This window comes from Domibacillus indicus (assembly GCF_000970685.1).
Lineage (GTDB): Bacteria > Bacillota > Bacilli > Bacillales > Domibacillaceae > Domibacillus > Domibacillus indicus.
In genome coordinates this window covers 62,179-83,514 of record NZ_LAJB01000010.1, presented here as the reverse complement: position 1 = coordinate 83,514, position 21,336 = coordinate 62,179, and the positions used below count along the sequence as shown (strand labels likewise).

Below are 21,336 nucleotides of genomic sequence, written 5' to 3'. Positions count from 1 at the left end.
GCTCTGAAAGTGTAGACAAAGTCAGAAAGCAAGCGTTTGGCAACAGCATAGGAGCTGTCCAAAATAAGACAGCTCTTTTTTTTATAGCACTTTTTTAAGCTTTTCCTGCTTGCTGCACACACGCTCAATAAAACCCGCTGCAGCTTCCACAATTTGACCCGCGTCATGGTCCATAGTGGCCACATGATAGGAATTCGGCAGAGTCACTATTTGTTTGTCATTAGAGGAAATTGACTGGTAAATAAACGATGTATTTTCCGGCGGCACAACATGATCGACCGCTGATTTTATACAAAGGGCAGGCACATGAATACGAGCTAAGGCGCCCGGTACCTCTTTCATTAATTTCTGCAGCTCGCGAATGGATGCGACCGGTGCTTCTTCATACGTGATTTCATAAACATTTTCCTTTTTAATATCAGGTGCTCCCTCTGGAATAAATCGGGGAGCCGGATCATGCTGCAAGTATTCAAGAGAAGGCAGGGTCAGGGCAGCGTTAATTGTGATAACTCCCTCAATATTACGATGAGCGGCTGCAAATTTTAGTGTAAGAGTCCCCCCCATCGACTGTCCCATTAAAAAAATGCGTTTGCCTCGTTTCTTTAAAAAGCGGTAAGCATTTGAATAGCTTTTATACCAGTCATTGTACATGCATTTTTCCATATCGGCCTGGTGGGTTCCGTGTCCTTTTAACCGGGGGGCCATAACAGAAAAGCCTTTTTTATTTAAAGATTCAGCCACATCCCTGACACTCTGGGGTGTACCGATAAATCCGTGAGAAAGAACAATTCCAATGTCGTTTCCTTCTAAATAAAATGATTCCGCCCCTGGTATTATTGTATATTCTTCTCTCATCTTATGGCCCTCCATTTTAATTCCGATTATTTTTATAAGATATGTATACTTTAACCGGTTTTATCCGACAAGTCAAGTTGGAATTGTTTTAAAAGAAAAGCTATTCGACTGAAAAGACGGCGCGATTTAATAGAAAAATGGCGCGATTAAGCTGTAATCGCGCCATTCCAGTAAGGAAACACGCCATTTTAAGAAAAATCGCGCCATCCTTTCTGCTATTATCTTTTTTGAATTTCTTCTGCAAGCAGCTTATTAATTGCCTGCGGATTTGCCTGTCCTTTGGACGCTTTCATAATCTGTCCGACCAGGAAGCCGATCGCTTTTTTCTTTCCTTCTTTAAAATCGGCGATGGACTGCGGATTCGCATCAAGTGCATCGTTAACAAACTTGAGAAGGGCTGACTCGTCCGAAATCTGGACAAGACCTTTTTCTTTCACGATTGCTTCAGCATCGCCGCCGTTTTCGATAATTTCTTTAAACACGGTTTTGGCAATTTTTGAGGAAATGGTTCCTTCCTCGAGCAGCTTGATCATGCCGGCAAGATTTTCCGGTGTCAGCTTTGTCTCAGAAAGCTCTTTGCCTTCCGCATTCAAATACGCCGGCACTTCCCCCATCATCCAGTTTGATGCCAGTTTCGCTGCAGCGCCTGCCGCTACAGTTGCTTCAAAGAAATCGGCAATCTCTTTTGACATTGTTAAAATTTTCGCATCATGCACCGGCAGGCCGAGCTCTTCCATGTAACGCTTTTGGCGCGCATCTGGAAGCTCCGGGATCGATGCGCGGACGCGCTCTTTCCATTCGTCGTCAATGATAACGGAAAGCAAATCCGGTTCCGGGAAGTAACGGTAGTCATCTGATCCTTCTTTTACACGCATAAGCAGCGTTTTGCCGGTTGCTTCGTCAAAACGGCGTGTCTCCTGATCAATAGTACCGCCGGATGACAGAACATCCGCCTGGCGTTTTTCTTCGTATTCAAGTCCTTTGCGGACAAAGTTGAACGAGTTTAAGTTTTTCAGCTCGGTTTTCGTTCCGAATTCTTTCTGGCCGACTGGACGAAGCGAGATATTCGCATCACAGCGAAGTGACCCTTCTTCCATTTTGCAGTCAGACACCTCTGTGTACTGAATGATCGCTTTGAGCTTTTCTAAAAATGCATACGCTTCTTCCGGCGTGCGAATATCCGGCTCTGATACGATTTCCACAAGCGGAGTGCCCTGGCGGTTGTAATCGCAAAGAGAGTGCTTTCCGGCATGGGTCAGTTTTCCGGCATCTTCTTCAAGGTGAAGACGCGTGATGCCGATTCGTTTTGTTTCACCATTTACTTCGATCTCTACCCAGCCGTGCTCGCCGACCGGCTTGTCGTATTGCGAAATTTGATACGCTTTTGGATTATCAGGATAGAAGTAGTTTTTCCGGTCCCATTTTGTTTCTTCTGCGATTTCACAGTTGATCGCCATCGCGGCTTTCATGGCAAATTCCACTGCTTTTTCGTTCATAACCGGCAATACACCCGGATAGCCAAGATCGATCACAGTCGTATTCGTGTTAGGCTCCGCGCCGAAATGAGCCGGGGCCGATGAAAAGATTTTTGAGTTTGTTTTTAATTCTACGTGGACTTCAAGTCCAATTACCGTTTCAAATTGCACTGATGGTCCCCTCCTTTACAGCTCCGGTTTTTCTTTATGGAAATCAGTTGCCTGCTCATATGCATGGGCAACACGGTAGACGGTTTTTTCATCAAAATGACGTCCAATAATCTGAAGGCCAAGCGGCAGGCCGTTTTCTGCAAATCCGCATGGAACAGAAATGCCCGGCACTCCGGCAAGGTTAACTGGAATGGTTAAAATATCATTCGCATACATTGTTAACGGATCGTCAATAATTTCGCCGATTTTAAAAGCCGGTGTTGGTGTTGTCGGGCCAATGATAACATCATAGCTTTCCAATACATCTTCAAAGTCTTTTTTAATCAGGGTGCGGACCTGCTGGGCTTTCTTATAGTATGCATCGTAGTAGCCCGAGCTTAGCGCAAAGGTGCCAAGCATAATCCGGCGTTTTACTTCATCGCCAAAGCCTTCTGCACGAGTTTTTTTGTATAAATCAATTAAGTTTTCCGCTCCTTCCGCACGGTAGCCGTAACGGATACCGTCAAAGCGGGCCAGATTGGAGGAAGCTTCAGATGATGCAAGCAGGTAGTAGGTCGCTACGCCATATTTCGAGTGCGGAAGTGAGACTTCCTCCCAGGTTGCGCCAAGCCCTTCAAGTACTTTTAGTGCATCTAAAACAGACTGCCGCACTTCCTCTGAAACCCCTTCTCCGAGATATTCTTTCGGTACAGCAATACGAAGTCCTTTTACATCCCCCGTTAACCCTGCGGCAAAATTTTCAGCCGGTACGTTAGCCGATGTAGAATCCTGCGGGTCGGCGCCGACGATTGCTTCAAGCAGATGTGCATTGTCCTCTACATTGCGTGTAATCGGTCCAATCTGGTCAAGTGACGATGCAAAGGCAATCAGGCCAAAGCGTGAAACACGCCCGTATGTAGGTTTCATGCCGACAACACCGCAGAACGAAGCCGGCTGGCGGATAGAGCCTCCTGTATCAGAGCCAAGCGAAAAGGGTACTTCCCCCGCTGCAACCGATGCGGCTGAACCGCCTGATGAACCGCCCGGTACGTGATTGAGGTTCCATGGATTGCGCGTTTTTTGGAAGCTTGAGTTTTCGGTTGATGACCCCATTGCAAACTCATCCATATTTAATTTGCCGACTGTGATCGTTCCCGCTTCACGAAGCTTGTTCACAACCGTCGCATCGTAAATCGGGTCAAAGTTGAAAAGGATCTGGCTGGCAGCAGTCGTGCGAAGCCCTTTTGTCACAATATTATCTTTTACTCCAATTGGAATACCTGATAAAACACCGGTTTTGCCAGTTGCTTGTGCGTCTTCTGCCTGCTTGCGTGCACGCTCCTCATCCAATGTAATAAACGCTTTTACCTCACCGTCCACCGCGGCGATGCGCTTAAATGATTCATCTACGAGATCCGGAATCGATACTTCTTTTTTCTCGATCATAGATTGAATCTCTGTTAATTTGTGATCAAATAATGACACGGTCTCTCCTCCTTACTCAATAATCGACGGAACACGAATTTGGCCGTCCTGCTGATCCGGTGCATTTTTTAATACTTCTTCCTGGTCAAGACCCGGTGCTGATTCGTCTTTCCGCAATACATTCTTCATATCTAAAACGTGTGAAGTCGGTTTCACGTTTGATGTATCAAGTTCATTCAGCTGCTCGGCGAATGTAATGATCGCATCGAGCTGTTCCGTAAATGTATGCACTTCTTCATCTGTAATAGCAAGGCGTGCCAAATGGGCTACGTGCCGTACTTGTTCTTCTGAAATTCGCGTCAATGAAATCCACCTCCATAAAAAATTTGTACGCTGTTAATTTGCACAAAATTTATTTTACCATGATTTATCCCTTCGTGAACAATAAAGAAAGGCCGCCTTCAAAAATGAAGGCGGCTTTTCATCCTTTATCTATTTTACATCCCCCAATGTAAGACAGATCCCCTTGCTCGTTTTCCTTTAGTTTGTTTGGAATTGCTCTTCCTCTGTTGACCCTTTCAGTGCAGTCGTAGAAGACTGGCCTCCTGTTACAGTCATTGATACGGCATCAAAGTAGCCGGTTCCTACTTCACGCTGATGTCTTGTTGCGGTGTAGCCATCTTTTTCCGAGGCAAACTCGGCTTGCTGAAGTTCGGAGTAAGCACCCATACCGCGTGTTTTATATCCATTTGCAAGCTGGAACATGCTGTGATTTAACGAATGGAAGCCGGCAAGCGTTACGAATTGGAACTTATAGCCCATTTTCCCAAGTTCGATCTGGAACTTTTCGATTGTTTCCTCATCGAGCTTTGCTTTCCAGTTAAAAGACGGTGAGCAGTTGTATGCCAGCAGCTTGCCCGGGAATTTCTCATGAATCGCATCCGCAAAGCGCTGTGCCTGTTCCAGGTTCGGTTCAGACGTCTCACACCAGATCATGTCGGCGTATGGCGCGTATGCAAGGCCCCGGGCAATTGCCTGATCCAGACCTGCTTTTGTCCGGTAGAATCCCTCGGACGTGCGCTCTCCTGTAATAAATGGTGCATCTGCCGGATCAATATCGCTCGTAATTAAGTCTGCCGCATCTGCATCTGTGCGGGCAATCAAAACGGTCGGTGTTCCCATAACGTCTGCTGCAAGACGGGCCGCAATCAAGTTGCGCACTGCTGTTTGTGTCGGCAGAAGCACTTTCCCACCCAGGTGGCCGCATTTTTTCTCGGAAGACAGCTGGTCTTCAAAATGAACGCCGGAAGCGCCGGCTTCGATCATACTCTTCATCAGCTCGAATACATTCAGCTGTCCCCCAAATCCAGCTTCTGCATCAGCAACGACAGGCGCGAAGTAATCAATCGAATCATCGCCTTCCATATGGGCAATCTGGTCTGCCCGCTGGAGGGCCTGGTTAATGCGCTTAACTACATGCGGAACACTGTTTGCCGGATAAAGGCTCTGATCCGGATACATGTTTCCCGAAAGGTTTGCGTCCGCTGCAACCTGCCATCCGCTCAAATAAATCGCTTTCAACCCTGCTTTTACTTGCTGTACAGCCTGGTTCCCCGTCAGCGCCCCAAGCGCGTTAATGAAGTTCTCTTCATTAATCAGACTCCACAGTTTGCCAGCTCCGCGCCTGGCAAGCGTGTGTTCAATATCAATCGATCCGCGGAGCTTGATTACTTCTTCTGCTGAGTACGGCCGCTCAATTCCCTGCCATCTTACATCATTCTCCCATGACTGCTGAAGCTGATCTGCCCGTTGCTGTGTTGCATTCTCCATTTTACACATCCCCTTTGTTATAAAACAGATTATTTATTACAATTTGTATTATATAACAGAGTTTTCCGTTTGCCAATCTTTTTTTCAAAAAAATAAAACAGCCGAAAGAATGCGCTCTTCCGGCGATAAAGCGATAAAAAACTATACAAGAAGCAGCAGACTCAACGCCATCACAGCCATTCCTGAAACAACGCCGTAAATGGCCATATGGGTCTGGTCATACTTTTGAGCGGCCGGCAGCAGTTCATCCAGCGAGATAAAGACCATAATTCCAGCGACTCCGGCGAATATCATGCCAAACATGGTATCCGTTAAATAAGGCATTAAAATGACCCAGGCAACAAGTGCACCGACGGGTTCTGAAAGACCCGATAAAAAAGACCATTGAAAGGCTTTTTTTCGGTTGCCTGTTGCAAAATAAAGCGGCACAGCCACCGCAATCCCTTCTGGAATATTATGAATAGCCACAGCTGCGGCAATGGCAATTCCAAGGTTCGGGTCTTGAAGAGCTGACGCAAAGGTCGCAATTCCTTCCGGAAAATTATGAATGGCAATGGCGAGAGCCGTGAAGATCCCCATTTTTCTAAGCTTTGCGTACTCGTCACGCTCCGGCTCCTTATGAAACTCTTCTACTGTTTTCGTTTCATGAGGGTTTCCGCTTGAAGGGATAAATTTGTCGATGGCTGCGATAACTACAATACCTGCGAAAAATCCAATAACGGTAAGCCAGTAGCCCGTTTTATCCCCATGCTCCAATACCAGTGCATCTTTTGCTTTCACAAAAATTTCAATCATTGAGACATAGATCATAACCCCTGCTGAGAATCCGAGCGCCCAGGCCAGAAACTTTGTATTTGTGCGCGATGTGAAAAACGCGAGCGCACTGCCAATGCCTGTAGCCAGGCCGGCCAGCAGCGTTAAACCGAATGCCAGTAACACGTTCCCGTCCACACAAGCCCTCCTCTGTGCTTTTTTATTAGTGTATGCCAGTTGTTGCTCTTGCGCAACATTTTTTGTTTAAGGAAATAAAAAAAGCCTGATTTGATACTATTCATCAAATCAGGCTTTTGGGTTATTCATAAATATGAACATATGGTTCTTTTGCGTTTGCTTCTTTTACAATGAGCGCTTCTGTTCCACTGGTAGAAGTTATGCTCACTTCTACAGGAATATAAGCCGGAAAATGTTCCATTACGAGGCCGGTTACATACTGAGTAAAGCCGATTGCCTCTGCTTTTCCATAAAACTGAATGGGAATCTCAATTTTTAAGCTTGTCAGCTCTTCTCCGCTGTACAGGCCGCGGCCAATTACTCCATTAAAGTTATCAAAATACTCTTCAATGTCCTGCTTGAAGTTTGCAAAGTATGTGGCATCCTCGCGGTGATTTTCTTCTGCCGCTTTAGAAGGAAATAAAACATACTCTTCATTAATTGTTTTCCAATCGGAAATTTCTCCCTGTCCCGCATCAAGATGTGTGTAAGCGATAAAGTTGCCTGCCGTTACAGAGTTTTGAGGCGCCTGCTTGAACAGGGCAATCGTGATCGGAATGCTTTTTGTTTTATCCATGGCACGAAGCCGGGAGGCCACCTGGGACGCGATTTTCTTGCCTTCTTCTTCAATTGTTTTGTCAGGAATCGTAAATTCATATTCGGCGCCGTATTGTTCTTTTTGGTAATAGTGTACCGAATTAAGTGCAAGCCCGATCACCATTCCATCAAGCTGGAGCGAATTATCTTCTTTTTTTGTTAAGTAGTCCTGTTCCATAATATGCGCCAGATAAATCGGTGCCCGCTCATTCCGCTCTTCAACCGATCCCTCACCCGTGTCAACCGGATTAAGACCAAGGTTTTCTTCTGCTGTTAATTCCTTTTCTTTTAACTGTCCATCTGTATATTTTCGGCGAAGCCATGACCGGACAGTATCTTCATCCAGTACTTGACCTTCCTGGAAAAGGAAATCATCCGGTGAATAGTTTTCCTGGGCAATGCGCATCAGACCGGTTTCAAATTCGACTATGTCATATCTTGTATTTAAATTTGAAACAACAAGGCCACGGGCTTTGCCTGGCTCAAACGGCACGATCGTTCGATAAAAATTTTCGGATATTTGATATGTCGGAATGACAGCCGTTGCTTCATCCCCATTCTCCTGTGTTACTTCGTCATCCTTTTGCAGCGCCGGTGCACATCCGCTGACAAGAAGCATCGTGGATAACGCCGCCAGAACCCATTTCTTTTTCAAAAAAGCCACCTCTTATTTTTTAAGTTCATCCATTAATCGCTGCTCATCCCATACTTCAACCCCAAGCTTTTCCGCTTTTTCAAGCTTAGAGCCCGCTTCTTCCCCTGCGATAACAAGATCCGTTTTTTTGCTGACGCTGCCTGTCACAGTACCGCCGAGAGCTTCAATCTGTTCTTTTGCATCGTTGCGTGTCAGCTGCGATAATTTCCCTGTCAGCACGACCGTTTTGCCTGCAAAAGCTGATTCTCCTTCTGCTACAGCGGCTTGAACCGGCCCTGTGTAAGCCATATTCACACCGGCTGCTTTCAGCTTTCCAATTAACTGTTCCACTTCCGGCTGGTTAAAATACAGCACTACAGCGTCCGCCATTTTTCCGCCTATCTCATGAATAGCCGTTAATTCTTCTGTTGTCACATTCTTTAAACGGTCCATCGTGCCGAATTCCATTGCAAGTGTTTTCGCTGCTTTCGCGCCGACGTGGCGAATACCAAGCCCAAACAAAAGGCGTTCCAGGGAATTCTGTTTTGATTCTTCAATCGCAGCCAGCAGATTATCCGCTGACTTTTCCCCCATCCTCTCAAGCCGGATAAGCGTTTCTTTTTGAAGAGTGTATAAATCAGCCACGTCTGTAATCAGCTTTTCACGATACAGCTGGGCTACGACTTTTTCACCAAGCCCTTCGATATTCATTGCATTGCGTGAAACAAAATGGGTCATGCCTTCCCGGATTTGCGCCGGGCACTGGGGATTGATGCAGCGCAGCGCTACTTCTCCCTCAAGCCGAACCAGTTCACTATCACATTCCGGACAACGGTCCGGCATATGAAATTCTTTCTCTTCTCCTGTGCGGCGGTCGGCCAGCACGCTTACTACCTCTGGAATGATATCGCCTGCTTTTTTCACCACAACCATATCACCGATCCGGATATCTTTCTCACGGATCAGATCTTCATTATGAAGAGAAGCACGGCCAACCGTTGTACCGGCAACCCGAACCGGCTGCAGGACAGCTGTCGGCGTAACAACTCCTGTACGGCCGACACTTAGCGTGATATCCGTTAACTTTGTGACAACTTCCTCTGCCGGAAATTTATACGCTGTGGCCCAGCGCGGACTTTTTGCCGTAAAACCAAGCTCATCCTGCTGATCCAGGGAATTTACTTTAATCACAATGCCGTCGATTTCATACGAAAGCTGCTTTCGCTTTTCAGACTGCTCTTTTACATATAAAATGACCTCGTCAATTGTGGCGCAGACACGCCGCTCCTTGTTGGTTTTAAACCCAAGTGAATCAAGCAGGTCCAGCCCTTCGCTATGAGTGCTGATACCAAGAGGGCCGGGATTCGCAATGCCATACAAAAAAATGTCCAGGTTTCTTGAAGCGGCAATACGCGGATCAAGCTGGCGAAGAGACCCCGCCGCTGCATTGCGCGGATTAGCAAATGGTTCTTCTCCCTTTTCGTCACGTATCGCATTCAAAGCAATAAATGACTGCTTCGGCATAAATGCTTCACCCCGCACCTCCATGGTGAGCGGCTTTTGGAGCCGAAGCGGTATAGAACGAATGGTTTTTAAATTGGCTGTAATGTCTTCCCCGGTGGTTCCGTCACCGCGAGTTGCTCCCTGTACAAATAATCCACTTTCATACTTAAGGGAAACGGCCAGGCCGTCAATTTTAAGCTCACATACATATGAGTAAGAGGAATGGCCGACAAGCTGTTCTACCCGCCGGTCAAAATCATGCAAATCCGCTTCATTAAACGCGTTGCCCAGACTGAGCATCGGTGTGTCATGCTGTACTTTTTGAAACGCATCGAGAACCGATCCGCCTACACGCTGTGTCGGTGAGTCCGGTGTCTGGAGCTCAGGAAACTGCTCTTCAATATTATTTAGTTCCTTTAGCAGCCGGTCATATTCTGAATCCGGCACCGATGGCTGATCCAACACATAATATTCGTAGCTGTACTTATTTAATGTTTCGTGTAACTCTTTTACACGCTCCGCTGCTGCATTTATATCCATACAGACCGTCCCTTCTATGCTTTTTCAATCGGTGCAAATTGCGCAAGAAGCCGTTTAATACCTGTTGGGCTTGGAAAAGCAATATCAAGCTCTGTGCTGTCGCCGCTTCCCTTCACCGCTACAACGGTTCCGGTTCCCCATTTTTTATGTGAAGCTTTATCGCCAACGGTCCAATTCAGCCCGGCTGACGTATTTGTCTGCGGCCGTGTAACAGCCGGTCGCGTTTTTTGGCCGAACGGCATTTGCTTTCTCGGCTGACGTTTCGGATTTTCGGCTTCCAGCAGGTCTTCCGGAATTTCGCTTATAAACCGCGAAACAGGATTCATATTTGTTCTGCCGTACAACGTCCGCATTTCCGCATTCGTTATAAAAAGCTCATTTTCAGCGCGCGTGATGCCAACATACGCTAAACGGCGCTCCTCTTCCATTTCCTCATCGTCCATCAGTGACCGGCTGTGTGGAAAAACTCCCTCTTCCATTCCTATTAAAAACACAATGGGAAATTCAAGGCCTTTAGCCGAGTGGAGTGTCATCAGGACAACTGATTCTGACGGCTCCTCTTCTTTGCCAAGCTGGTCAATATCCGCGACAAGCGCCAGGTCCGTTAAAAAGGCAATCAGCGTTTTATCTTCACTGTTATCCTCAAACGATTTTGTTACGGATAAAAACTCTTCAATGTTTTCAATACGCGTCTGTGACTCGATTGTTTTTTCTGCTGCGAGCATATCTACATAACCGGTCCGGTCAATGACTTCTTCAACCAGCTCGGAAACAGATAAATATTCCTGCTGCTGCGTATAAATATTAATCAGGTCTCTAAAATCCGCTGCAGCATTGGCTGCTTTGCCGCTTAAGCCGATAAAGTCCACTTCCGAGAGGGCTCGGAACATAGAGATATCATTTTCCTGTGCATAACGGGCAATTTTATCAAGCGATGTAGAGCCGAGTCCGCGCTTTGGAACATTGATGACCCGCGCCAGGCTGATATCGTCATCAGGATTGGCAATTAAACGCAGGTATGCGAGCAGATCTTTAATTTCCTTTCGGTCATAGAACTTAATGCCGCCGACAATTGTGTAATCAATATTCGACTTCATCAGCGTTTCCTCAATTAAACGCGACTGGGCATTGGTCCGGTATAGCACTGCGAATTCTGACTGCTTTCGGCCGGCAGCGGAAAGCTCTTTTATTTTGCCGGCTACAAACTCTGCTTCCGTCCGCTCGCTGTCTGCCCGGAAGTAAGCAATTTTTTTCCCTTCCGAGTTTTCCGTCCAGAGCTTTTTCGGCTTCCGGTTAGCGTTATTTTCAATCACTTCGTTGGCCGCCTGCAAAATACGTTTTGTAGATCGGTAGTTCTGCTCCAGAAAAATCGCTTTCGCATGCGGATAATCTTTTTCAAACGATAAAATATTGGCGATATCCGCCCCGCGCCAGCGGTAAATGGACTGGTCACTGTCCCCGACTACACATAAATTCTGAAACCGGCTTGCCAGCTGCTTAACAAGTGTATATTGTGATTTATTTGTATCCTGATACTCGTCAACATGAATGTACTGGAATTTGCGCTGATAAAATTCAAGCACTTCGGGCACCCGCTCAAACAAGCGAATGGTCAGCATGATCAAGTCATCAAAATCAAGCGCGTTGTTTTTCTTTAAACGCTTCTCGTATTCGGTATAGACGCCTGAAGCCACTTGATCCATATAGCCGCCTTGCCGGCGCGCAAATGATGCAGCATCAATAAGCACGTTTTTGGATGAGCTGATTGTGCCAAGCAGCGCCCGCGGATCAAATTTCTTTGGATCAATGTTTTGATCTTTTAAGATACTTTTTATAACTGACAGCTGATCAGCAGTATCTAAAATAGTGAAATTCCGGCTGTAGCCGATACGGTCAATATCACGGCGCAAAATCCGGACACACATAGAGTGAAATGTAGACATCCAGATTTCTTCTGCTGCCCCGCCAAGCAGGCTGCCAACCCGGTCTTTCATTTCACGGGCTGCTTTATTGGTAAATGTAAGAGCTAAAATATTGTATGGATTTACTTCTTTTTCAACAATTAAATACGCAATGCGATGCGTCAGGACCCTGGTTTTACCGGAGCCGGCACCGGCCATGATAAGAAGAGGCCCTTCTGTTGTCTTGACAGCTTCCTGCTGCTCCGGATTTAAGCCCTTTAATAATCGGTCCGTTAAAAATTGCATACTGCCACCACCATTCGGAACATTTGTTCTTTATTATACACTATTTTTTACCGCCTCAACGGTTTTTAGTGCTTCTTCAGGAAAATCATATACGGCATTGCCCACTACCACAACATTGGCGTGCTGCCCCATCTCTTTTGCTTGTTCAGCTGTTTTAATACCGCCGCCGTAGAAAAAAACCGTCTTCGTCTCAGACAAGAGCTCCGCGGCTTTTTGGACAGCTTTTACATCACCATACATACCGCTGTATTCCAAATAAAAAATCGGCAGCTTCCATAAGTGCCCCGCCAGCCGTGCATAAGCAGCGATATCTTCTGTATCCGGCTTTTGTAAAGCGCCAGTCAGTTTTGCGGCCTTGCATTCAGGGTTCGCAATACAATAGCCTTCTAAAATCAGCTCCTCTGGATTCATTAATTCACCGTATTCTTTCATCGCTTCAAAATGAAAACCGTTGATCCATTCTGCATTTTCGGTATTTAAAACCGTCGGGATAAGATAAAGGTCAAAACCAGGTGTTACCATTTCCAGTGAAGAAACCTCCAGGACACATGGAAGCGGGAAACGGCGTACACGGACCATTAATTCAAGCACATTATCAAGTGTTACGCCATCTGAACCGCCTACGAGAATAGCATCTGTTCCAGACTCGCACACGCGTTCAAGCAACTCGTCATCTATTTCTTTATTCGGATCTAATTTAAACACATGCCGCCATTCGCGAACATCATACATGTGCGCTGCCTCCAATCTTTCAATTACAACTTTGTATTATATCACGAAACAGGCCTTCATTCATTTGTCATTGTAAGCATACAATGAGTATCTCCCTTTTTCAAAAAACAAAAAAGCAGCTCTGCAAGAGAGGCTGCTTTCATTTTAACTTTCTTTATTGTGAACACGCTTCAGCACGAACTCATAGCCATCATTTCCATAGTTTAAGCATCGCTTAACGCGGGAAATGGTCGCAGTCGAGGCTCCGGTTTCTGTTTCAATTTTATGGTAGGTTTTTCCTTCTTGAAGCATACGGGCTACCTCAAGCCGCTGAGCCAGTGACTGAATTTCATTAACAGTGCACAAATCGTCGAAAAACCGGTAGCACTCCTCCATGTCTTTTAATGAGAGAACTGCCTGAAAAAGCTGGTCCAGCTCTTTTCCGCGTAGTTTATCTATTTGCATAATCAGCTTCCATTCCCTTCACCCTCTATTTCCACATTTACTGCTTTATTTAATCCTCTTGACGCCGGTACAACATGAATCCATGTTTTGCCGGTTACAAATGCGGCTCCGCTTTCTGTGTATGGGATAATCCTGCCATCTTGATTGCGCCATTTCACTAAGTTCAGCAGGCCGTCCTGAATTAAAAACGCATCGCCGCCAGACTTTAAATCAATATCAAGGCGGCCCTCCGCATCGACTACACGATGGTCCGCCTCAATAATAAAAATGTTATCTGCTTCTATATCCATACCGCTGATAGACCGGTGATACGACTTTCCATCAAATTCATAAACAGATTCAAAGGAGTCATTTAAAGACGGCTGAATGGATAGAACAGCGGCCGGCTCACCGTTCAGTTCCATCTTTTCCTTATCAGATAAAAACAAAAGGCGTGAAGGAGCGGTATCCAGGCCGTAGCCCTTTTGTTCCGCTGCTTCCATTGCTTCTTTTACATGCACATAGGAATTGTGCGGCGCCTCCCGGGAACTGTCACGCTTAAAAACAGTTCCCTCATGCTGAATTCCGTTCAGCTGGTCGACTTCCTCAGATAAAAGAATCTCCCTCGCTTCCGGGCTGTAGCCATGGGCTAAAAATAGGGAATCGTATCCTTCCGCAAGCTCAATAAAATAATCACGCGCGCTGCGGACTGGCCCGATTTTGCCTGGATACTTGCTCTGGTAAAGCGCCAGAAAACGGGTGATTCCTCCTTCTGTTAACACTTCATATACAATGTCGGCTTCATCAAGAGCCATTTGTGGACGTGCATCAGGGTGGTTGCTGACGACAACCGCTATGGCTCGATGTTCTGTATCCGACGATTCAACGCCGGTTAATGGGTTTACCTGGCTTTGCTGTTCATTCGTACTGGCAGGCTCAGCGCTTGAGCAGCCGCTGATTAAAATGGCTGCAGCAGCCATTGCCATCCATTTTTTTCTCATATCGACACTCCGAAAATAGTTTTACTTCACTATTTTAACGCATTATTGTCGGAAAGAGTACCGTTTTCTTCATTACGTCATACATCCCCTGTGACGTAATCCTTATATAAGGCAAATGAGTGGATGTTAAAAACAGCAAAGAATAAATAGGATCTTCATACGGATACCCCCGCTCTAATAACAATTCACGCAGCTTAACTTCCTGTTCGATCACTGTTTCAAACGGCTGGTCAGACATAATTCCTGACAGCGGAAGCGGTATTTCATGAATAACCTTTCCATTTTCGGCCAGCACAATTCCGCCGCCGAGTTCTTTGACCCGGTTAAATGCCCGTTTCATTTCTTCTTTTGATGATCCGATCAGCACAATATCTTCTGTGCTGGAAAAAGAGGAAGCAAAGCCCTGGACATTTGTGGCGAACCCTTTAATGGTTGTATTAATGCGCCATTTTCCTTCGTAATCAAGAAGAACCAGATAATTCTGGTCTTCATCCATATAAAAATGCTCTCCTGCAACATCTTTAACGACGTGGCATGGTTTTGTAATCACATTGTTCACCATTTCAATTCCAAATGGCATCGAAAACTGCAAATCATCTTCTTGAAGCTGCCAATCTATATTCATTTTTGTATGGCCAAACCGCTGCCAGGCGACAGAAGGAAATGCGTTTTCCTTCACGCCGCTTTTTTTCAGCCAGACTCCTTTTGAAAGAACGGATTCAGGAGTAGGGTGGAACTCATCCTTTAAAATATTTATACTTGCCAGCCGGCCCGGCGCAATCATTCCGTGCAGATTTTCCATCCGGTAATAGCGGGCTGCATTATAAGAAGCCATATGATAGGCATCAATCGGCGGAACGCCATTTTCGATAGCAATGCGGATTAACTTGTCTGTTAAGCCGTCGGCGCAAAAAGCAGGAGACGGCCCGTCCGTTGTCAGCATCATCATATCGTACTGATCAAGATCCAGCTCTTTCATTTCTGTTAAAAGTTTTTCCAGATCCGGACGAATCGAGGAATGGCGGAGTGTTACCATCATTCCGTTCATCAGCCGTTTTCTAACATCTTCTCCTGTCATCGACTCATGATCCCCGTCTGCCCCAAACAGCGCCATTTTCGTCAGCGTTTTTTCTGAGGCACCTGGAAAATGCCCTTCGATTCGTTTATTGGCGGCTTTTGTTTCCTGCATCCAGTAGAGCATCATATCATCCCCGTCAAGCAGCTTCGGCCAGCCGGTTAACTCTCCGCCCTGAATTACACATTCATGCTCCAGCCACGAGCTGACATTGCCATTGGCAAAAACATCGTCTTCATTGTCAATTTCTGTTTGCGCATCATATCTGCACCACCAGTACATAGACACGGGCTGCTTGTTTAATTCGCCCACTAAAGAAAACGCTTTCTTTTTCTCGAGTGCCAGCATCATCATCAGGTTGTCATTAACCAGTGTGGTTGTGCCCCGCTCAGCGGCATATTCTGAGAATGTTTTTGGGTTATAAATAAGAAAGGGATGAACATGCGGCTCGATATAGCCCGGTACGATTGTTTTCCCCGTACAGTCCATAACTTCATCTGCCTGATGCGGCATATCTTCTCCTACATATACAATACGGTTTTCATAAATCCAGATGTTTCCCTTTAACCAGCGCTTCATTGCAGAGTGAAGGTAGCGTGCATTTTTTAAAACAAGCGTCGGCGCTTTTTTCCCTTCAATAACAGCAATTTGTTCTCGTATTTTTTTATTTTTCCATTTATGTGTTAAATCAGACATACTAATCGTTCCTCTCAAAAATGACATCGCTTTCAATACAGCGATTGCTTTCATCGTAACATAGATCACACAGTAACGCATTAAAGAATGTCCGATTTTGTGAAAAAAGTTCGAACTTTTGGCGAGAAACTTGCATAGGACCAATTTTCGGGACAAATAGGAAAAGAAGGAACTTCATTCTGTCCCATTTAAAAGCAAAAGCAGGACGGTTTGAACCTTTAAAATAAGGGACCCAAAAACACTGCAGTTTTATGAAGAACAGTAGTGGAATGGACGCCTTTTGTCTTTACCGTTTCCTATTATGTGAAAATTTCTTTTAAAAAGCAGCATACTGGGCTGCGAGCTAGCGGCTTCGCTTTCCTGCAGGGCGAACGCTGAACCAGCCACCGCTTTGCGCTGTCTGTTTCAGTCTGTCCGCTCGTCCTGCGGGAGTCTTCGCCGCCAGCCCTCCGCCCGCTCCTTTTCAGAAAAGAAGAGACCATAAATGAACAAAGTTCTCTATTCCTTTTGATAAAAGAAGAAAAACAGGTCTTACTCTTTTTTCCTTCCAGAAAAGGGGCTTGCGCGACGTGGAAACTTAGATGGGGCAAGCCGGGCAGGTACAGCATCACTTATCTAAATAGCCAATTTATAAGATTTCCGGACAGACACTCTTCGAAAACGAATGAAACGGCTGTTGACAAGTTTTTTTTCAACACTGTAAAAAGACCGGCGCCAAAGTCGCCAGTCTCTTGTGCTCCGTCCGTTCAGGACAGCTTTTTCTTGGATTACAAACCGGCTTTCGCAATCGCGCGGCTGCCGATATCACTTCGGAAGAAGAAGTGTTCTGTATCAATATGCTTTATTTTTTCATAAGCATTTTTCTGTGCTTCCGGCGGATTCGAACCGCTTCCTGTCACAAGCAGGACTCGGCCTCCGTTTGCGCGGATTGTTTCTGCATCTGAATATGTGCCGGCATGAATGACAGACCCGGCATCGATGGCTTCAAGCCCTTTTAATTCATGGCCTTTTTCGTATGCTTCCGGATACCCTTTCGCGGCCAGGACAACACCCAGAACTGATTTGTTCTTCCACGTCAGCTGCGGATCTTTGCCATCAAGCACATCAAGTATTACCTGGACAAGATCATTTTCCAGGCGCGGCAGAACAACCTGCGTCTCAGGATCTCCAAAACGAGCGTTGAATTCAATGGTTTTCGGTCCTTCCTCCGTCAGCATTAAACCGGCAAAAATAACGCCTGTAAAGGAACGCCCTTCCGCAGCCATACCCCTGGCAATCGGGCGGATGATCTCTTCCACCGATTGGTCGTTAATGGCCTGTGAAATATGGGGAACCGGTGAATATGCACCCATTCCGCCTGTGTTTGGTCCTTCATCATTGTCAAAAGCGCGTTTATGATCCTGCGCCGCCTGCATCGGATACACGTTTTCTCCCTGGACAAAAGCCATAAGAGAGAATTCTTCTCCCTGCAAAAACTGTTCAACCACAACGCGGGCAGATGCATCTCCAAACTTTTTATCCAGCATCATATCATCAAGAGCTGCCAGTGCCTCATCCATTGTCATGGCAACGGTAACACCTTTGCCGGCGGCCAGGCCGTCTGCTTTCAGGACGATTGGCGCTCCTTCTTTTTCAATATAAGCTTTTGCAGCATCATAATCCTCAAAGGACTGGTAACGCGCAGTTGGAATATCGTACTTTTCCATCATCATCTTTGAAAATGATTTGCTGCCTTCTAAAATAGCTGCATTTTGTTTTGGACCGAATACTTTCAAGCCTTCCTGCTCCAGGTAATCCGTGATCCCGGCAGACAGCGGGTTTTCCGGACCGACAATTACCAGACCGACATTTTGTTCTTTTGCAAAGGAAGCCAGATCCGCAAAGTTCATTTCATCAATATCGACAATGCTTGCGTCTCTGCTGATGCCGGCATTGCCCGGTGCACAAAATACATTTTCAACGAGCGGGCTTTCCGCCACTTTTTTACAAATGGCGTGTTCACGTCCACCGCGCCCTACAACGAGTACGTTCATGAGAAAAGCCCCCTCTTAATGTTTGAAATGACGAATGCCTGTCATCACCATTGTAATGCCGTATTCGTCTGCTTTTTTAATTGAGTCTTCATCTTTAATCGATCCGCCAGGCTGGATAATTGCGGTAATGCCCGCTTTTGCTGCAGCTTCAACGGTATCGTCCATTGGGAAGAATGCATCAGAAGCCAGAGCAGCGCCTTGTGCTTTTTCACCGGCCTGCTCAAGCGCAATTTTTGCCGCACCGACACGGTTCATCTGCCCCGCACCAACACCAAGCGTCATTTTGTCATCAGAAACAACAATGGCGTTTGACTTAACATGCTTTACAACTTTCCAGCCCAGTTTCATGGCTGTCCATTCTTCTTCTGTCGGCTGGCGCTTGGTTGCGACTTTCACCTCTGCATCCGCAAGTGACAGTTCATCCAGGTCCTGTGACAGCAATCCGCCTTCAACGGACGTTAATACTTTTTCGCCTTTTTTGCCGTTAGCAAAATCAAGCGTTAATAAGCGGATATTTTTCTTTTTGGAAAGAACAGCAATCGCTTCTTCATCAAAGGAAGGCGCTACGACAATTTCCAGGAAAATTTCATGCAGCTTTTCAGCAAGCTCTTTTGAAACAGGGCGGTTCAGGGCTACAATACCGCCGAAAATGGATGTTGAGTCTGCTTCATAAGCGCGGGAATATGCTTCTTCGATTGTCTCTCCAGCTCCAACACCGCACGGGTTCATATGCTTTACGGCAACCGCTGCAGGCTCATCAAATTCCTTTACAATTTGAAGCGCCGCATCTGTATCGCGAATGTTGTTGTAAGAAAGCTCTTTTCCGTGAAGCTGCTTTGCCTGCGCCACTGAGAAAGATGATCCAAGCGGCTGCGCGTAAAATGCTGCTTTTTGATGCGGGTTTTCCCCGTAACGAAGCGATTGCTTTAATTCATACGTAACTGTCAGCTTTTCAGGATTTTCTTCTCCGGCAAGGTCTGTCATAAAGCCGGCGATCATGGCATCATACGCTGCTGTGTGGCGGAATACTTTGGCCGCAAGCTTCCGGCGCGTTTCAAGTGTTGTTTTCCCTTCGCTTTTCAGCTCGGAAAGAACTTGATCATAGTCGCTTGAATCAACAATCACGGTAACATACTCATGGTTTTTTGCTGACGCACGCAGCATAGCTGGGCCGCCGATATCGATATTTTCGATTGCGTCTTCCGTTGTTACATCGGGTTTTGCAATTGTTTGCTGGAATGGATACAGGTTCACGCAGACAATATCGATTGGCTGAATCTTGTGTTCTTCAAGCTGCTTTTGATGATCCGGCTCGCCATGTTTCGCAAGCAGGCCGCCGTGAATATACGGGTTCAGCGTTTTAACGCGGCCTTCTAAAATTTCCGGAAACCCGGTTACATCCGTTACACCCTTTACCGGTACACCTGCTTCTGCAAGCATCTTTTTTGTTCCGCCTGTTGAAACAATTTCATAGCCAAGCGCCGCAATTTCTCTGGCAAACTCGGTTACGCCGCTTTTATCTGATACACTGATTAATGCGCGTTTCGTCATTGTGTTTGTTCCTCCCTAAATCCATTCAAAAGTTTGGTAATTACGTTCGGATAAAGATTGTGTTCAATTCGCTGGATCGCTTTTTGTACATCACCGCGTGTCATGCCAGAATCGATTCGTACACATTCCTGGTCAATAATTGGGCCGGTATCCATACCTTCATCGACAAAATGAACCGTAACGCCGGAAATTTTCACTCCGGCATCAAATGCCTGTCCGATTGCATCTTTCCCCGGAAACGCGGGGAGAAGAGATGGATGAATGTTTACGATCCGGTTCCGGTATGCATTCAGTAAAACAGGGCCGATCAAGCGCATATAGCCGGCTAGAAAAACGAATTCAACGCCGGCTTTCTTCAGGCGGCCGACAATTTCTGTTTCGAATGCTTCTTTTGATTCATATTGTCTCGGCTGGAAAGCGAATACTGGAATGCCCAGAGCCTCTGCTCGTTCTAACACATACGCACCCGGTTTATCGCAGACAAGCATGGCGATTTCAGCAGGAACCTTCCCTGCTGCCACCGCCTCGGCAATTGCCTGCACATTGCTTCCGCTGCCGGATGCAAACAGAGCAATTTTCGTCATTGGACTGTGACTCCTTCACCGCTTACAACACGCCCGATTGTATAAGCTGTTTCACCGGCTTCTTTGAGTGCTTCCTTTACAATTGCTTCTTCTTCTTTTGACACGATAAGCACAAAGCCGATCCCCATATTAAAGATATTATACATCTCCTGGCGGTCAAGCTCTCCATATGTCTCAAGTACGTTGAAAATTGCCGGCACCGGCCAGGAACCGGCTTTAATCGCCGCCCCGAGCCCCGCTGGCAGGGCACGCGGAATATTTTCAACAAATCCGCCGCCTGTTATATGCGCCATGCCGTTTACTTTTGTTTTTTCCAGCACAGAGAGAACCGGCTTTACATAAATACGCGTTGGCTCGATCAATGCTTCGCCAAGCGGTACAGAAAGACCTTCCACTTGCGCATCTACGCTCAGGCTGTGCTTTTCGAAAAAGATCTTGCGGACGAGTGAATAGCCGTTGCTGTGGATTCCGCTTGAAGCAAGACCGATCAAAACGTCGCCTTCTTTCACATTGTTTCCTGTTACAGCCGCGCTTTTTTCAACCGCGCCAACCGTAAATCCAGCCATGTCGTATTCTTCTTCCTCATACAGTCCCGGCATCTCAGCCGTTTCACCGCCGATTAGGGCGCAGCCGGCCTGTTCGCAGCCATCTGCTACACCTTTGACAATCTGTTCGATTTTTTCCGGCACCGCTTTGCCGCATGCAATATAATCAAGGAAAAACAACGGCTCCGCTCCCTGGACAACAACGTCGTTTACACACATTGCCACACAGTCAATACCAATTGTGTCGTGCTTGTCCATCATAAATGCAAGCTTCAGCTTTGTGCCGACCCCGTCTGTTCCTGAAACAAGGACCGGCTCTTTTAATTGCAGGGAAGACAGGTCAAACATGCCGCCGAAGCTGCCCAGCGCTCCCATGACACCAGCGCGCTTTGTCCGCTCTACATGCTTTTTCATCCGTTCTACTGCTTCGTACCCTGCTTCGATGTTAACACCGGCTGCTTCATACGATTTTGCCATTTTCGTTCCTCCT

17 protein-coding genes are annotated in these 21,336 nt (G+C 46.4%); all 17 read right to left on the bottom strand.

Going from position 1 to position 21,336, the window contains the following annotated elements:
• Window positions 1-81 precede the first annotated feature (81 nt).
• The gene (locus VP98_RS12645) at window positions 82-855 is read right to left on the bottom strand and encodes an alpha/beta hydrolase (protein WP_046175762.1); all 774 of its coding nucleotides are present in this window, start codon (window positions 853-855) and stop codon (window positions 82-84) included.
• A gap of 218 nt (window positions 856-1,073) precedes the next feature.
• On the bottom strand, window positions 1,074-2,501 hold the full coding sequence (gene gatB / locus VP98_RS12640; RefSeq protein ID WP_046175761.1) for an Asp-tRNA(Asn)/Glu-tRNA(Gln) amidotransferase subunit GatB: 1,428 nt from the start codon (window positions 2,499-2,501) through the stop codon (window positions 1,074-1,076).
• 15 nt (window positions 2,502-2,516) lie between these two features.
• Complete coding sequence (gene gatA, locus VP98_RS12635) at window positions 2,517-3,965, bottom strand: Asp-tRNA(Asn)/Glu-tRNA(Gln) amidotransferase subunit GatA (protein WP_046175760.1); 1,449 nt, start codon at window positions 3,963-3,965, stop codon at window positions 2,517-2,519.
• A gap of 12 nt (window positions 3,966-3,977) precedes the next feature.
• Window positions 3,978-4,268 carry an Asp-tRNA(Asn)/Glu-tRNA(Gln) amidotransferase subunit GatC gene (gatC, locus tag VP98_RS12630; RefSeq protein ID WP_046175759.1) on the bottom strand — a complete coding sequence of 97 codons (291 nt, stop codon included), beginning with the start codon at window positions 4,266-4,268 and terminating at the stop codon, window positions 3,978-3,980.
• A gap of 177 nt (window positions 4,269-4,445) precedes the next feature.
• On the bottom strand, window positions 4,446-5,735 hold the full coding sequence (aceA, locus tag VP98_RS12625) for an isocitrate lyase (protein WP_046175758.1): 1,290 nt from the start codon (window positions 5,733-5,735) through the stop codon (window positions 4,446-4,448).
• Between the two features lie 141 nt (window positions 5,736-5,876).
• Complete coding sequence (gene zupT / locus VP98_RS12620; protein WP_046175757.1) at window positions 5,877-6,686, bottom strand: zinc transporter ZupT; 810 nt, start codon at window positions 6,684-6,686, stop codon at window positions 5,877-5,879.
• Between the two features lie 121 nt (window positions 6,687-6,807).
• Window positions 6,808-7,941, bottom strand: a complete 1,134-nt coding sequence (locus VP98_RS12615; RefSeq protein WP_046175774.1) for a CamS family sex pheromone protein — start codon at window positions 7,939-7,941, stop codon at window positions 6,808-6,810.
• Window positions 7,942-7,989: 48 nt separating this feature from the next.
• The gene (ligA, locus tag VP98_RS12610; RefSeq protein WP_046175756.1) at window positions 7,990-9,999 is read right to left on the bottom strand and encodes an NAD-dependent DNA ligase LigA; all 2,010 of its coding nucleotides are present in this window, start codon (window positions 9,997-9,999) and stop codon (window positions 7,990-7,992) included.
• Window positions 10,000-10,013: 14 nt separating this feature from the next.
• The gene (gene pcrA / locus VP98_RS12605) at window positions 10,014-12,206 is read right to left on the bottom strand and encodes a DNA helicase PcrA (protein WP_046175755.1); all 2,193 of its coding nucleotides are present in this window, start codon (window positions 12,204-12,206) and stop codon (window positions 10,014-10,016) included.
• 33 nt (window positions 12,207-12,239) lie between these two features.
• Window positions 12,240-12,938, bottom strand: coding sequence for a heptaprenylglyceryl phosphate synthase (gene pcrB, locus VP98_RS12600; RefSeq protein ID WP_046175754.1), 699 nt, complete (start codon window positions 12,936-12,938; stop codon window positions 12,240-12,242).
• A gap of 144 nt (window positions 12,939-13,082) precedes the next feature.
• Complete coding sequence (locus VP98_RS12595) at window positions 13,083-13,382, bottom strand: YerC/YecD family TrpR-related protein (protein ID WP_046175753.1); 300 nt, start codon at window positions 13,380-13,382, stop codon at window positions 13,083-13,085.
• Between the two features lie 2 nt (window positions 13,383-13,384).
• A complete protein-coding gene (locus VP98_RS12590) occupies window positions 13,385-14,362 on the bottom strand; it encodes a DUF3048 domain-containing protein (RefSeq protein ID WP_046175752.1) in 978 nt (325 codons plus the stop codon).
• Between the two features lie 34 nt (window positions 14,363-14,396).
• A complete protein-coding gene (locus tag VP98_RS12585; protein ID WP_046175751.1) occupies window positions 14,397-16,133 on the bottom strand; it encodes an adenine deaminase C-terminal domain-containing protein in 1,737 nt (578 codons plus the stop codon).
• Window positions 16,134-16,900: 767 nt separating this feature from the next.
• Window positions 16,901-18,166 (bottom strand): phosphoribosylamine--glycine ligase, encoded by a 1,266-nt coding sequence (gene purD, locus VP98_RS12580; protein WP_046175750.1) that lies wholly within the window; start codon window positions 18,164-18,166, stop codon window positions 16,901-16,903.
• 15 nt (window positions 18,167-18,181) lie between these two features.
• A complete protein-coding gene (gene purH, locus VP98_RS12575; protein ID WP_046175749.1) occupies window positions 18,182-19,717 on the bottom strand; it encodes a bifunctional phosphoribosylaminoimidazolecarboxamide formyltransferase/IMP cyclohydrolase in 1,536 nt (511 codons plus the stop codon).
• Window positions 19,714-20,301 (bottom strand): phosphoribosylglycinamide formyltransferase, encoded by a 588-nt coding sequence (gene purN / locus VP98_RS12570; protein ID WP_046175748.1) that lies wholly within the window; start codon window positions 20,299-20,301, stop codon window positions 19,714-19,716. The genes purH and purN overlap by 4 nt, the downstream gene beginning before the upstream one ends.
• Window positions 20,298-21,323 carry a phosphoribosylformylglycinamidine cyclo-ligase gene (gene purM, locus VP98_RS12565; protein ID WP_046175747.1) on the bottom strand — a complete coding sequence of 342 codons (1,026 nt, stop codon included), beginning with the start codon at window positions 21,321-21,323 and terminating at the stop codon, window positions 20,298-20,300. Before purM ends, purN begins: the two co-directional genes overlap by 4 nt.
• Between the last annotated feature and the right edge of the window lie 13 nt (window positions 21,324-21,336).

What these genes read in the sequence shown, in the direction of transcription:
- VP98_RS12645 (WP_046175762.1), bottom strand. Translation starts at nt 855, where the DNA reads ATGAGAGAAGAATATACAATAATACCAGGGGCGGAATCATTTTATTTA.
- aceA (WP_046175758.1), bottom strand. Translation starts at nt 5,735, where the DNA reads ATGGAGAATGCAACACAGCAACGGGCAGATCAGCTTCAGCAGTCATGG.
- VP98_RS12615 (WP_046175774.1), bottom strand. Translation starts at nt 7,941, where the DNA reads ATGCTTCTTGTCAGCGGATGTGCACCGGCGCTGCAAAAGGATGACGAA.
- ligA (WP_046175756.1), bottom strand. Translation starts at nt 9,999, where the DNA reads ATGGATATAAATGCAGCAGCGGAGCGTGTAAAAGAGTTACACGAAACA.
- pcrA (WP_046175755.1), bottom strand. Translation starts at nt 12,206, where the DNA reads ATGCAATTTTTAACGGACCGATTATTAAAGGGCTTAAATCCGGAGCAG.
- pcrB (WP_046175754.1), bottom strand. Translation starts at nt 12,938, where the DNA reads ATGTATGATGTTCGCGAATGGCGGCATGTGTTTAAATTAGATCCGAAT.
- VP98_RS12595 (WP_046175753.1), bottom strand. Translation starts at nt 13,382, where the DNA reads ATGCAAATAGATAAACTACGCGGAAAAGAGCTGGACCAGCTTTTTCAG.
- VP98_RS12590 (WP_046175752.1), bottom strand. Translation starts at nt 14,362, where the DNA reads ATGAGAAAAAAATGGATGGCAATGGCTGCTGCAGCCATTTTAATCAGC.
- VP98_RS12585 (WP_046175751.1), bottom strand. Translation starts at nt 16,133, where the DNA reads ATGTCTGATTTAACACATAAATGGAAAAATAAAAAAATACGAGAACAA.
- purD (WP_046175750.1), bottom strand. Translation starts at nt 18,166, where the DNA reads ATGAACGTACTCGTTGTAGGGCGCGGTGGACGTGAACACGCCATTTGT.
- purH (WP_046175749.1), bottom strand. Translation starts at nt 19,717, where the DNA reads ATGACGAAACGCGCATTAATCAGTGTATCAGATAAAAGCGGCGTAACC.
- purN (WP_046175748.1), bottom strand. Translation starts at nt 20,301, where the DNA reads ATGACGAAAATTGCTCTGTTTGCATCCGGCAGCGGAAGCAATGTGCAG.
- purM (WP_046175747.1), bottom strand. Translation starts at nt 21,323, where the DNA reads ATGGCAAAATCGTATGAAGCAGCCGGTGTTAACATCGAAGCAGGGTAC.